Annotated in this window: 12 protein-coding genes and 1 tRNA gene; 3 read left to right on the forward strand and 10 right to left on the reverse strand. The window is 58.7% G+C overall.

The features are described 5' to 3' along the window. Positions 1–160 precede the first annotated feature (160 nt). The 4 genes from HK20_RS01520 to HK20_RS01530 form a co-directional block, all read right to left on the reverse strand. Entirely contained in the window at positions 161–628 is a 468-nt protein-coding gene (locus HK20_RS01520; protein ID WP_086645321.1) for a hypothetical protein, read from the reverse strand. Positions 629–691: 63 nt separating this feature from the next. After that, entirely contained in the window at positions 692–1,261 is a 570-nt protein-coding gene (locus HK20_RS01525) for a hypothetical protein (RefSeq protein WP_086645322.1), read from the reverse strand. A gap of 30 nt (positions 1,262–1,291) precedes the next feature. Next, positions 1,292–1,642, reverse strand: coding sequence for a hypothetical protein (locus tag HK20_RS12745; protein WP_143296436.1), 351 nt, complete (start codon positions 1,640–1,642; stop codon positions 1,292–1,294). A 492-nt stretch (positions 1,643–2,134) separates the two neighbouring features. Next, a tRNA-Tyr gene (locus HK20_RS01530) sits at positions 2,135–2,220 on the reverse strand. A 214-nt stretch (positions 2,221–2,434) separates the two neighbouring features. On the opposite strand from HK20_RS01530, the gene panB reads away from it, so the two are divergent. Beyond that, the gene (gene panB, locus HK20_RS01535; protein WP_179290095.1) at positions 2,435–3,253 is read left to right on the forward strand and encodes a 3-methyl-2-oxobutanoate hydroxymethyltransferase; all 819 of its coding nucleotides are present in this window, start codon (positions 2,435–2,437) and stop codon (positions 3,251–3,253) included. 114 nt (positions 3,254–3,367) lie between these two features. Here the strand turns inward: panB and HK20_RS01540 are convergent, their stop codons facing one another. After that, entirely contained in the window at positions 3,368–4,459 is a 1,092-nt protein-coding gene (locus tag HK20_RS01540) for an NADH:flavin oxidoreductase/NADH oxidase (protein ID WP_086645323.1), read from the reverse strand. A gap of 100 nt (positions 4,460–4,559) precedes the next feature. On the opposite strand from HK20_RS01540, the gene HK20_RS01545 reads away from it, so the two are divergent. Further along, positions 4,560–4,880, forward strand: coding sequence for a helix-turn-helix transcriptional regulator (locus HK20_RS01545; RefSeq protein WP_086645324.1), 321 nt, complete (start codon positions 4,560–4,562; stop codon positions 4,878–4,880). Here the strand turns inward: HK20_RS01545 and HK20_RS01550 are convergent. The 5 genes from HK20_RS01550 to argH all read right to left on the reverse strand — a co-directional run bounded on the left by HK20_RS01550 (position 4,877) and on the right by argH (position 11,926). Beyond that, positions 4,877–5,860, reverse strand: coding sequence for a zinc-dependent alcohol dehydrogenase family protein (locus HK20_RS01550; protein WP_086645325.1), 984 nt, complete (start codon positions 5,858–5,860; stop codon positions 4,877–4,879). The two genes, HK20_RS01545 and HK20_RS01550, sit on opposite strands and share 4 nt — an antisense overlap. Positions 5,861–6,073: 213 nt before the next feature. Then, on the reverse strand, positions 6,074–8,869 hold the full coding sequence (locus HK20_RS01555; RefSeq protein ID WP_086645326.1) for a DUF4175 domain-containing protein: 2,796 nt from the start codon (positions 8,867–8,869) through the stop codon (positions 6,074–6,076). 3 nt (positions 8,870–8,872) lie between these two features. Continuing rightward, entirely contained in the window at positions 8,873–10,216 is a 1,344-nt protein-coding gene (lysA, locus tag HK20_RS01560) for a diaminopimelate decarboxylase (RefSeq protein WP_086645327.1), read from the reverse strand. Between the two features lie 116 nt (positions 10,217–10,332). Next, a complete protein-coding gene (locus HK20_RS13045; protein ID WP_198943861.1) occupies positions 10,333–10,473 on the reverse strand; it encodes a hypothetical protein in 141 nt (46 codons plus the stop codon). Positions 10,474–10,477: 4 nt separating this feature from the next. After that, complete coding sequence (gene argH / locus HK20_RS01565; protein WP_086645328.1) at positions 10,478–11,926, reverse strand: argininosuccinate lyase; 1,449 nt, start codon at positions 11,924–11,926, stop codon at positions 10,478–10,480. Positions 11,927–12,171: 245 nt separating this feature from the next. Here argH and HK20_RS01570 point away from each other — a divergent pair, with 245 nt between their 5' ends. After that, entirely contained in the window at positions 12,172–12,480 is a 309-nt protein-coding gene (locus HK20_RS01570; RefSeq protein ID WP_086645329.1) for a hypothetical protein, read from the forward strand. Positions 12,481–12,514: the final 34 nt, after the last annotated feature.

Raw genomic sequence — 12,514 nt, forward strand, 5'->3', positions numbered from 1 at the left:
AACAGCCTGCGGCGTTGATGCAGGGTGTAAAAAACAGGCAGGCCGGTTGGCCTGCCTGTTTTGTTTGTCGCCTGTTAATGCCTGTGTATTGCTGCGTGGCACCTACGGTGTGCCGCGTGCTGGTTGGAATAAACCAGCAGCAGGTGGTGCTGGAGTGTTGTCAGTTTTGTGCAGGTTGAGCCGCATACCCGAAGGTTGCGCGCAGGTCATCGCATGTTGCCTGTGATGCGACCCAGACCTCTGATGGCCAGAACATCTGCCCACCATAAAAATACTTGATTTTCAGATGGTTTTTTAAAGAAAGGCAGTAAATATATTTCTGTTTTAGAATTGCTTCCAAAGTGGGAACGGACAGATTATCTGGCATAAAAACAGCCTCAATATGTTTTTTTGTAATAGGATTCCAGATTTTTGGATCCAGATAATCTGCTCTTATATTTGAGGGAGTGTTGCAAACGCCGAACCATGCCTGACAGATAATTTGTAAGGGGGATTTAATAGTTTTTCCTGCAAGGTAATCAATAATTGGCCATGTTGTGGTCCATACATCCCCTTTGATGTGATGTACCATTTGTACCAGTTCGATCTGATCCGTCTCATTCCGTGTTGGTTTCAGGTTGTGGCGCATGTTGCGCGCTTCCAGAATTGAGATGGAAAAAAGAACGCCAAGGCTTCCAGTAAGGCCGGATAGTCAAATATTAATGTGTAAGCTGTGCAGAGCTTCTCGCAGGAGTATCGCCAGAACAATGGCCGAGATCTCCATGTAAATAACAAAATCCGCAATCCAGCCACCACATTTTCCGCCTGAAACAAAAGCAAGGCCAAATGCTGCGCCACATGTCAGGAGGAGGGGCGCAATGTCACGCAGTGTTCTGTTGTTGGGCAAATGTTTTTGAGAAAGCAGCAGGAACGGAGCGAGAAGGGAAATAACAACATCGCCGGTATATTGCGCAACAAGCAGAATGCTCTGGTTCAGGGAATAGGGGTCTGTGCGGGGAATGGTAAAAGCCCAGTGCCAGTATGCCGGTCCGTATGCCCACTGTAACAGGGCAATGGAAAGGATAATGGAGCCAAGAACTGCTGCGAATGAAATAAGATATTTACGTTCGTAAACCGCCATAACCAGCGGAATGCCAATTAAAAGTAATCCGGTTTGTTTGACGAGAAAACACACGCAGATTGAGAGCCCGACGAGAATAAATTTTAAAAATCCGCTATCTTTCAGGCTGCACGTGAAGAGTACAAAAATGATGCTCAGCATGAAAATGGCATCAGGCCGGGAGAGGTCGATCTAGGCATACATTGGGTACAATGCGAGGAAGAGCAAAGACCAGAGCAGACCTACCCAGTTAAGGCCGAGTATCCGGCGGATGGAAGCTTCAACCAGCACAGCCGATAGTAAAAATGGCGGCACAAAAGATAGAATGCGTAAGGCGGAAAGATTGGCAATCCAGGCTTCGGGGAAGGCGCGTAAATACAGGTGATAAAGTGGGTTATATATTGAGCTGGTCTGATAAAACGCGGCAGGGGAATGGGTGTATTGGTAAAGAGGATATTTCTCACGCAATAAACCGCTGAAGTAGAAAGTTTTTGCTTCTGAGTGTTCCAGAATCCCATTAAATGCCAGCCGACGAATAAGCACAGGTAATGCAAAAGCCAGTGCGTAAACAGCAATGCCAAGCAGGGTAGCCCAAACAGCCCATTGTATTGTTCTGATTGGTACATGCGTTAATTGACGCTTTTTTATTTGTGTAAAAATAGGATCGGTTCCTCATATGGGACTGTATGCAAGACCGGTTTTTACAAAAGTAAGTCTTAATATTTTCAAAATATTGAAAGGACCAATTACGGTTTAATCAGGCATTTTGTGATTTTCAGATATGTTTTTTTGTGTGCCCGAATCAGTAGAATGCGCGGGACAGTCAGGCTGGATGATGCGCGGCAGAACTGCCGGTTCCAGGCATGGCCTGATTACCTCAAAAGGTAGGGCAATCACCTTGATGTCCAAAGGCATAGGAGGGTGCGGCTTGGAATACAGGCAAGGCTTTCAAGCCACAAAAACCATGCATAAAGACCGAGCATGCAGTTGTAAAAACATTGCAAGGCATATGAGGTTTTGAATTTATGGAAAACATGGTGGAGGGGGTTGGATTCGAACCAACGTAGGCGTACGCCAGCGGATTTACAGTCCGCCCCCTTTAGCCACTCGGGCACCCCTCCGACTTGTTGAGCACTGACCTAAAGCCTGTTCCCGGGGTTGTCAATGGCTTTAGGTAACTATTCTTTGCCTGTGGTGTGTTAGGGGGCTTTATGCGGCTTTATGGCCGGTTGGAATTGGCAAAAGATTTATAAGCATTGGGCTGGACATATGCAGGGGTTCGGGGAAAAGCTGCATCCGGTTCTGGGTATCCAAGTGTGACGGGGAGTAAAGGTCTTGAGCAAACACCAAACAGTGCGGCGGTACACGCCCCGTTCTCTGGCAGCGCTGGATACGCCCGTAGTGGCCCTGACTGCATACACAACCCCCATGGCCCGGCTGCTGGACCCGCATTGCGACTTGCTTCTGGTAGGGGATTCGCTGGGCATGGTGGTGTACGGCATGGACTCCACACTGGCCGTAAGCGTGGAGATGATGATTGCCCACGGTCAGGCGGTTGTGCGTGGTAGCCAGAAGGCCTGCGTAGCCGTGGATATGCCTTTTGGCAGTTATCAGGAAAGCCCACAGCAGGCGTTCCGCGTTGCGGCGGATATTATGGCCAGAACCGGGGCCGGTTGCATCAAGCTTGAAGGGGGGCAGGAAATGGCTCCGACCATAGAGTTTCTGGTCCAGCGGGGGATTCCGGTTATCGGGCATATCGGGCTTAAACCGCAGGCCGTGCATGCACATGGGGGGTTTCGTACCGTTGGGCGCGGGAGTGAGGCCGAACAGGTTATGGCCGATGCGCTGGCGGTGGAAAAAGCCGGAGCCTTTGCCGTGGTGATCGAGAGCACAATGGAACCACTCTCGCGCGCCATAACCGAAGCTTTGGGGATTCTGACCATAGGCATAGGCGCATCGCCCCAGTGCGATGGGCAGATTCTGGTTGCGGAGGACATGCTGGGCCTGTTCCCCGACTTTACCCCACGTTTTGTGCGTAAATTTGCCAATCTGGGGCAGGAAGTGGACCGCGCTGTGGCTGATTACGCCCATGCCGTGCGTACGCGCACATTCCCCGGTCCGGCGGAATGTGTGGGCATGCCCAAGGCGGACTAGAGCCCATACGACTCGTTTTTGGGTAAGGGGTGTGCAGGCCGCACGCGTTATGCCCGCACGCGGTAGCCCGCACAGGCGCGTAACCTGTGCGGGGTAGTATGACCAGTAACCGCGTTACTGGTAGCGTGAGAGCCACCATGCATAGGACGGCGGCAGAATGGTTTTTGCGTCCTTGGCGTGCAGAATACGCGCTGCCTCGTGCGGCCAGTGCGGGTTGGCCAGCAAAGGGCGGCCGATTGTGGCAACATCTACAATCTCGTTACGGATCAGGGCATCAGCCTGACGGCCTTCGCTGATGTACCATGATGTGGTGACAGGCAAACCCGCCTCCTGCCGCACTTTATGGGCTATGGGGGTCATAAACCCGGCCCCCCACGGAATGGTGGCTTCGGGGGTGGAAAAGCCTATGCTGACATCAATAAAGTCCAGCCCGTGCTCTTTCATCCTGCGTACGAGAGCAATGGATTCTTCCAGCGTCTGCGCATCGTTGCCATCAAATTCAATTACGCCAAAACGGGCAATCAGCGGGCGGTCTTCGGGCCAGACGGCACGCACGGCTGCCAGTGTTTCCAGCAGGAAGCGGCCCCGGTTTTCTGCCGAGCCACCATACTGGTCCGTACGCTTGTTGGAATGCGTGGACCAGAAGCTCTGCGCCAGATAGCCATGGGCAAAATGCAGCATCAGCCATTCAAAACCCACGTCACGCGCACGTATTGCGGCTGCGACAAAGTCGTTTTTAACGCGTTCAATGTCCTCAAGGGTCATTTCATGCGGTGCGCGGGGCAGGTTGGCACCAAAAGCAACGGGAGAGGGGCCAATGGGCTGCCAGCCGCGTGGGTCGGTGGCGGCAATATGGTCATCCCCTTCCCATGGCACATTGGCGCTGGCCTTGCGCCCTGCATGGGCGATCTGGATACCCGGCGTAGCCCCGGTTTTGCGGATACTGGCAACAATGGGAGCATAGGCCTGTGCCTGCGCATCATTCCACAGGCCAAGGCAGTTGGGGGTAATCCGCCCTTCGGGAGAAACAGCGGTGGCTTCAAGCGTAACAAGCCCGGCTCCACCGCGGGCGAGCGAGGCATAATGTACACTGTGCCAGTCGTTGGGCATGCCGTCCTGCGCCTGATACTGGCACATGGGGCCAACAGCAATGCGGTTGCGTAATGTGCTGCCTTTGAGGGTATAAGGGTCGAAAAGCGTTGGCATGAACCGTGCTCCTGTTACAAAGGGGCATCATAGCCCCGTTAGTTCGACTATAATCGAACTAACGGGCAAAGCAAGGGAAGAGGTAGGTCAAACAGTTGTCATGAAGCAGTATGACCATCCATTGGCGCAGGATATGCAGTTGTCCTGCCTGCTTTACGCCCTGTCCGACCCGTTCCGGCTGGCGGTGGTGCGCAAGCTTGCGGCCTGTCAGCCCCAGCCCTGCGCCCCGTTGCAGGATGGGCGGCCAAAATCCTCCGTCTCCCACCACTTTGCGGTCCTGCGCAAGGCCGGGCTTATCCGGACTGAAGTGGTGGGGGTTACCCACATGAACTCCCTGCGTGAGCAGGAGCTGGAAAGCCGTTTTCCCGGTCTGCTGGCGGCCATTCTGGTGGCTGCCAGCGTGGAGGACGTGCCCGCCTAGGGCACCAGCACGGCAGCGCCATCAAACCGGCCATGGCGCAAATCATCCAGCGCTTTGTTGGCGTCCTTGAGCGCGTAGGTCGTGGTGGTGGTGTGGATGCCAATTTTGGGCGCGAGGGAAAGAAATTCCAGCCCGTCCTCACGCGTCAGGTTGGCAACAGAGACAATATCGCGCTCTTCCCATAACGTGTCGTAGGAAAAAGCGGGGATTTCACTCATGTGAATCCCGGCACACACGACACGCCCGCCTTTGCGCAGGGTTTTAAGGGCTGCGGGGACCAGAGCCCCATCAGGGGCAAAAATAATGGCTGCATCCAGTTGCTCGGGGGGGAGTGCGTCCGACCCACCAGCCCATTTTACGCCGAGCGAGCGGGCAAACTCCTGCGTTTTGGTGTCATTGGGGCGGGTAAAGGCATAAACCTCGCGTTTTTGCCATACCAGCACCTGCGCAATAATATGGGCCGCTGCCCCAAAGCCATACAGCCCAACTTTCTGGGCATTGCCCGTTTTGCCAAGTGAGCGCCACCCGATCAGCCCTGCACAGAGCAGGGGGGCGAGGGAGACGTCCGAGCCTTCCTCCCCCATGGGGAATGCAAAATGTGCATCGGCCACGGCCATTGTGGCGTAGCCGCCATCGCGCGTGTAGCCGGTAAAAATGGGGTGGTCACACAGGTTTTCATCGTCTGTTGCGCAATAGGAGCAGTGCCCGCAGGTATGGCCCAGCCAGGGAATACCTACGCGCTGGCCAACCGTAAGGGAGGTTACGCCACTGCCCAGCAGGTCAACCCGGCCAATAATTTCGTGCCCCGGGGTTACGGGCAGTTTGGGGTGGGTCAGGTCTCCATCCACCACATGCAGGTCGGTCCGGCACACACCGCAGGCCAGCACCTTGACCCGAATCTGGCCCGGGTCGGGGGTCGGGTCGGGTAGTTCCTCCCATTGCAGCGGGGTGCGCGGGCTGTGCAGACGCATGGCGAACATGAAGGCTCTCCCTTATGGGGCAGCGGGCTTGCAACTGGCACCCTGTGCCCATCCGTTATGCCGCATTGTGGCGGTTCTTTTCCATTATGTGCAACGCGGCTTTTGGCACGGGTAGGCGGGGCCTGCGCATTGCGGGGTCCCTATAGGGGCATAACCAGCTGTTGGGCACCAGCGCGGGCAGCAGAGATTGGTGCAGGGTTCCGCCCCGCCTGCTCAGAACGGTTTGAGCAGGCGGTCCAGATACTCAAGTTCCTGTTGCGGGCGGGTTCGGTCTGAATCGCGGCGGCGGAGTTCCTGCTCAATCTCACGCGCGCGCTGGCGGGCTACCGTGTCGGGAATATGGGTGCTGTCGTCCGTATTCTGGTCCGCCCCTTCGCCTTCCTTACGGCCTAGAGGGTCTTTGCCTGTTGTGTTTTCGTCGTCCCCACCTTCGCCCGCAGTATCGGAGGGCTGGCCATTCCCGCTCTCTCCCGCATTGCCTGAGCCGGATGACCCATCGCCACTCCCCCCAAAGGAGGGCAAAAAGCTGGGCGTTGTGTTCTGGCCATTGCCCTTCATGCTGTCCTGCATCTGTTTGCGGCTCTGGCGCAGGGCTTCGAGTGCTTTTTCCTCAGCACTGGCGGCTGCGGCATCATCCCCATCAGCCAGCGCCTTGCGGGCCGTAGCCATGCTCTTGCGGGCCTGTTCAAATGCATCGGGGGTTTTGCCGGTGAGTTCCTTGAACTCATCTTTAAGCTCGCTCAATGCCTGTTCAAGCGCATGCTGGGTTGCACGTTCGGTGCGGCGTGCGCTGGCCTGTGCTTCGGCCTTGGCCGGGTCTGGCAAGCCAGCCGGGGGCTGGGTATTGCCGGAGGAAGGCTGCTGGCCTGTGCTGCCTCCACCCATATTGGGTGGGGCGGAAAGCCCAAGCCTGCGCAGGAGTTCCGATGTCGGCAGGTTGGCGTATTCTGCGGCTTCTCCATCCCCATCATCCGCCAGATCGCTCTGTTGTTGGGAAAGGGCACGCGCATGTTCATCCAGCCGGGATTGGGCATGGTCCAGCAGGCTGGATTCCTTGGTTGTCAGGTCATGCAGGGCGGCGGCCTGTTCACGCGCTTTCTGCTGGGCCTGGAGTTGCTGGGCCAGCGCGGCAAGGTCCTGCGGTGTGGCATTGCGCATGCGCTCGGTTGCGTTTTCCATTTCCTGCAGGCGTTGCATGGCATCGCCCGAGCGGCCATTGGCGGCATCGGCGCGCAACTGCTTCATCAGCCGATCGAACGCTTTATTCCCCGCTGCGGAAAAACCGGGCAGGTCAGGGATGGCCGTATGGTTGCGCAGGGCGTTATCGGCCAGAGCCTGCATTTTGCGGGCAATGGCGTCCTGTAGCGCTTTTAAGCTCTGTTCCAGCTCTTCCTGTGCCTGCTGGTTGTGGGTGCCATTGCGCTTCATGTCTGCCAGCTTCTGGGCGACATCGGCCTGTGCGGCCCGCACATCAATCGAGGCCTGAGCACTGGCATTATCACCCGTGCGCCGGTCTTCTATGTCCAGCGCCAGGTCCCATAGCAGGTTGGTGGCGCTGGTGCGGGCGGTCTGGGTGTCTATGTCGGCATTTTCCAGTAGGGCTACAATGCTGGTCAGGTTGAGGAACATGCCCGTATGCTCCCGTACAGGGCCGGGGGCCTCACCCAATGCTTCCAGGTCCTGCGCCGTATCTTCACGCTTTTCCTGCTCCAGCGCAAAACGCCTGCGCACGTCCAGAATGGCGCGGGCAATGGGGGAGTGGAAAACCCTGCTCCCGAGTTTGAACGTGGCAGGTTCGCTCTGCCCCTGATGCCCGCTGGTAGCAGTTGCCACAATCTGCCCGGTCACGTCCTGCCCGGCCCATGGGTCTTCCGACAGGTCAGGGACAAGCACATTTTTAACCGATTTGGGGTGGCCGGTTAAAGGCAGGGGAATACTCAGTTCCCGCTTGGGGTTGGCTCCTTTGGCAGGGTGGGCAGCGTGTAGCACTACCTGCATGTCTGACAGGCCATAGGCGTGGCTGGCCGTGTAGGGCAGGCGGGTATGCCAGTCCCCCTTGCCGGGGGCACCGGGGGATGGGCCCCAGGCAACCTGTGGGGCCAGGTCGGGCAGAATGGTCATGGACCAGCTGGCAAGGGTACGTCCCCGGCCGGTTAGCCTGAGCAGACCACTATGGGTCAGCGTGGCTTCCAGCTTCCAGCTATGGGGGGCCAGCTTCTGGCGTTTTGCGTCCTGTACCACCATGCCGTGTGTGCCTTGCAGCACGGGGTGCGAGGCCATGCCGTTAACAATAACGGTAAGCCGGGCACCTTCCTGCATCTGGGGGGCAGGGCGGTTCGGGCTTAAAAAAACCGGAGCGTCCGGGGCATAGGCGGGGGGAGTAATCCACGCATCTATGTGGGGGAGGGGCACGTCCGGGTCATCCCGGCCGGGAATAAAAGCGGCCAGAATACGCCCCGGAGCCGAGGACCCGGCAACTCCGCCGGCCACGCCAAGAGCCAGCACCAGCCCCGCAGCCGCAAGCTGGTGCGCGCGGCCTTTGGGCGCAAGGTCGGGCCAGCCAGCCCGCAACCGGCCAAGGGAGGCCAGAAGCCGCTGCCGGTGGGCCTGCCACAGGAGCGTATTGCTGGCGTGGGGGAGTGGTGACGGGGTATCTGTCAGGCTTGCAAGGGGACGGTTGCGCAGGCCGGATGCCTGCTCGATCCGGCGGTCAATGTCCTCCGGCGTGGTGGGGCGCAGGCGGCCCAGATCGGTATGGAGCCGCCAGCCACACAGGCTCAGCCAGCCTGCCACACTGACAAGGCGCAGCCCATCGGGCAGGTGCTGGGGCAGGCGGAGCAGGCCCGCCAGTGTGTAAACCCCCAGCATGGCTACAGTCGGCTGGAGGGCAGGCCAGAGCTGCTCAATGTGCAAAACAAGGGCCGCATTACGGCGCACATGGGCCAGACGGGCCGCCAGTGTGCCGTCCTGCGCGGTTGATGCGGTCAGATCCTGCTTCAGACCGCGCATGCGTCAGGCTTTTCCGTTCGGGGGAGCTGGCATGGCTTCATCCTGCCACAGTTCTTCCAGTGTCTGCCGGCGGCGTATAACTGTCCATTGACCGTTTTCTACCAGAACCTGCGCGGCCAGAGGGCGGCTGTTGTAGGTGGAACTCATGACCGCACCATAAGCGCCCGTGTCCAGAATGGCTATACGGGATGCACGGCCAAGAGGGGGCAGCAGGCGGTCGCGCGCAAACGTGTCACCACTTTCGCAGACCGGGCCAACAACATGCGTGGGTGCGACAGGCTGGCTGAAGGCCTGTGGCGCAAGGGGTACAAGGCCATGCCATGCATCATACATGCTGGGGCGGACCATGTCGTTCATGGCGGCGTCAAGCACAAGGAACGGGCTGGGGAGCCCTTCCTCCTTGCGCAGGATAACGCTGCTCAGCAGCACACCTGCGGGGCCAATGGGCCAGCGCCCCGGCTCTATGCTCAGCCGCAGGCCAAGCCCGCCCAGTTCGGCCCGGATGGCCCCTGCCAGAGCTTCCGGCTGGCCTTCCACCTCGTTGCGATAGCTGATGCCAAGCCCACCACCGCAGTCTACGGCTTCTACGCTCAGGCCAGTGGCACGCACGGTGCGCACCAGTTCGGCCACGCGGGCATAGGCTGCATGGTATGGCGCGGTGGAGAGGATCTGGCTGCCAATATGGGTTGCAAACCCAACGGGTTTGATGCCCGGTAGGGTAAAGGCGTGGGCATACAAAGCCGCAGCGTTATCAAACGGAATGCCAAACTTGTTGGCGGCCAGCCCGGTGGTGATCTTGGCGTGGGTTTTGGCATCCACATCGGGGTTAATGCGCAGCGTGATGGTGGCCTGTTTGCCAAGGCGCGTTGCAATGGCCGAGATAATGGCCAGCTCTTCCGCACTTTCCACGTTGATCTGGCCAATGCCCAGACCAATGGCATAGTCCAGCTCCGCATCGGTCTTGCCTACGCCGGAAAAAACTACCCGCTGCGCCGCAATGCCCGCTTTTTGTGTGCGTGCAAGCTCGCCCCCGCTGACAATATCCGCCCCATACCCTTCCTGCCCGATAAGGGACAGGACGGAGAGGTGGTCATTCGCCTTGACCGCGTAATGGATGCTGACATCCAGCCCCGCATCCGCCATGGCCGTACGCATGCGGGCAAGGCGCTGGCGCAGCGTGCCAGCACCCAGCACCCAGCATGGGGTGCCAACCGCATCGGCTATGGCGTTCAGGGGGACGCCCTCAAACATCAGCCCACACAAGGGGTCTGTGCTCAGGTGCGGGTGGGTTGCCAGCAGTTCAGCCAGCGAGGGGTCTGCATCGGTATAGGCGGGTGAATCAGCCATGAAACGAACTGGGCCTTGGACAAAAAAGGGCGGAAGCATGGGTGAGCGCACTGCACGGTAGGCCAGAGCCCGTGTGGTGCCGCACGGGGGCTGGCCTGTTACGGCATGGGCTGCGCTCAGTCCGGTGGATAGACGAGGGGGTAGGTAATCTTGTTGCGCGGACCCGGAGCCTGATTAGGCCCCTTTTTGCCACAGGCGGCCAGTGGCAGGCACAGGGCGGTTGCCAAAAACAGGCCCATGAACAGGCGGAGGGGCATATGCTCAACCTTTTGTGGTGGTGGGGGTGCCTGTCAGTGCATCCAGCCAGCGGGTGGCCTGCGCCATAACGTTGGATGCAGCGGTTCCGCCAAGACTTGTGCGCGAGGCTATGGAGGCATCAACACTCAGGACAGAATAAATATCCTGCGTAATGCCCGGTTCTTCGGCCTGCATTTCCGCCAGAGTGAGTTCTGCTAGGCCAATGTTCTGGGCTTCTGCGCGGGCTACAAGGCGGCCTGTTACGTGGTGGGCGGTGCGGAACGGCACCTTGAGCACCCGTACCAGCCAGTCTGCAATATCGGTTGCAGTGGAATAGCCCGAACCAGCCAGAGCGCGCATCTGCTGGGTGTTGGCGGTCATGTCGCGCACCATGCCATCGCATGCGGCAAGGCACAGGGCGGCGGCATCGGTTGCGGCAAAAACCGGCTCCTTGTCTTCCTGCATGTCCTTGGCATAGGCTAGCGGCAGACCTTTCATGACCGTCAGCAGCCCGATCAGGCTGCCGTTAATGCGGCCTGTTTTGGCACGAACCAGCTCGGCTGCATCCGGGTTGCGCTTTTGCGGCATGATGGAAGAGCCGGTTGTAAACGCGTCCGACAGCCGGATGAAGGAGAAGGGGGAGGAACACCAGATCACGATTTCCTCTGCCATGCGGGAGAGGTGCATGGCCAGAATGGACAGTGCAGACAGGTATTCCAGCGCAAAATCCCGGTCCGAAACCGCATCGAGCGAATTGGCGGTCGGGCGGTCAAAATGCAGGAGTTCGGCCGTCATGGCCCGGTCAATGGGGAAGGACGTGCCTGCAAGGGCGGCCGAACCCAGCGGGCATTCGTTCAGGCGGCGGCGTGTGTCGGCCAGACGGCCCCGGTCACGGGCCAGCATTTCCACGTAAGCCATAAGGTGGTGGCCAAAGGTGACCGGCTGTGCGGTTTGCAGGTGTGTAAAGCCGGGCATGGGGTCTGCCGCGTGTTCCTGTGCCCGCTGTGCCAGTGCGCGCATGAGCGAGGCCACCTGCTGGTCCAGCCCGTCTATGGCGTCACGCACCCACAGGCGGAAGTCGGTGGCTACCTGGTCATTGCGGGAGCGGGCGGTGTGCAGGCGCTTGCCAGCTTCCCCCACCCGTTCAGACAGGCGGGCTTCGATATTCATGTGAATATCTTCCAGCGCTTCGGAAAAGGCGAAGTCGCCCGCGGCAATTTCCGCGCCAATTTCGGTCAGTCCCTTGCGGATTGCCGTCTCGTCATCCTTGGAGATGATGCCCACATGCGCAAGCATGGCCGCATGGGCCAGAGAGCCTGCAATATCCTGCTTCCACAAGGCTTTATCAAAGCTGATGGAGGCGTTGATGGCCTGCATGATGTCCGAAGGTCCACCCGCAAATCGTCCGCCCCACTGCACATTGGCATTGGCTGTGGTGGCTGTCTGGGCCGGGGGCTGGTTCTTCAAAGACATGGTTGGCTGACCTGTTCGTTTACATGTAGCGTGGAGCCGCAGCCATAATACCGGAGCAGGCTGAATGCAAAGCCCATCCTACCGGCGCATGCCGCGCTGCGCAAACCGTCATCCTTGCGCCAGATCATGCCAGTGCTGCGGTGCGGGCAGGTTTTTTATGGGGCAGGCGGTGTTTACAGGGCTGGCTGCATGCTTATTTCTCTGCTTATAAAGTGTGTAAATTACAAAGGGTTCAGGAAAAGACCATGGCTCACGAACTGACAACTTTTGGAGTGATCGACCCGGGTGCAAACGTGCTGCTCGAGGTGATCAAGGCAGAAAACCCGATTACAGCCGTGCGTCGGCTGGAAGAAAAAATGCGTGGGCCGGACTACGTGGCTGCCCGCAGCTACAGTGAAGGCGGTGAAGAATCGCTGGACGGCACAGACCCCGCCTATCTGGTCTATGAGCTGGATGGCAGCGGTCTGGATGCAGAAGGTCTGGGTGGTGAGGATGCAGGTCGCGTCCGGGCCGAGGCCGATCTGGCCGCCGTTATTGTCTCCTCCGCCCAGTAAGGCGTTTTTTTCGGGTTTTGGGGGAGGCGGATGT

Source organism: Acetobacter sp. DsW_54 (genome assembly GCF_002153575.1).
Taxonomy (GTDB): Bacteria; Pseudomonadota; Alphaproteobacteria; order Acetobacterales; family Acetobacteraceae; genus Acetobacter; species Acetobacter fabarum.

Bases quoted from the DNA above. Each gene is read 5' to 3' on its own strand.
- HK20_RS01520 (WP_086645321.1), bottom strand. From the start codon at position 628: ATGCGCCACAACCTGAAACCAACACGGAATGAGACGGATCAGATCGAA.
- HK20_RS01525 (WP_086645322.1), bottom strand. From the start codon at position 1,261: ATGCTGAGCATCATTTTTGTACTCTTCACGTGCAGCCTGAAAGATAGC.
- HK20_RS01540 (WP_086645323.1), bottom strand. From the start codon at position 4,459: ATGCCAACGCTTTTCGACCCTTATACCCTCAAAGGCAGCACATTACGC.
- HK20_RS01545 (WP_086645324.1), top strand. From the start codon at position 4,560: ATGAAGCAGTATGACCATCCATTGGCGCAGGATATGCAGTTGTCCTGC.
- HK20_RS01550 (WP_086645325.1), bottom strand. From the start codon at position 5,860: ATGTTCGCCATGCGTCTGCACAGCCCGCGCACCCCGCTGCAATGGGAG.
- HK20_RS01555 (WP_086645326.1), bottom strand. From the start codon at position 8,869: ATGCGCGGTCTGAAGCAGGATCTGACCGCATCAACCGCGCAGGACGGC.
- lysA (WP_086645327.1), bottom strand. From the start codon at position 10,216: ATGGCTGATTCACCCGCCTATACCGATGCAGACCCCTCGCTGGCTGAA.
- HK20_RS13045 (WP_198943861.1), bottom strand. From the start codon at position 10,473: ATGCCCCTCCGCCTGTTCATGGGCCTGTTTTTGGCAACCGCCCTGTGC.
- argH (WP_086645328.1), bottom strand. From the start codon at position 11,926: ATGTCTTTGAAGAACCAGCCCCCGGCCCAGACAGCCACCACAGCCAAT.
- HK20_RS01570 (WP_086645329.1), top strand. From the start codon at position 12,172: ATGGCTCACGAACTGACAACTTTTGGAGTGATCGACCCGGGTGCAAAC.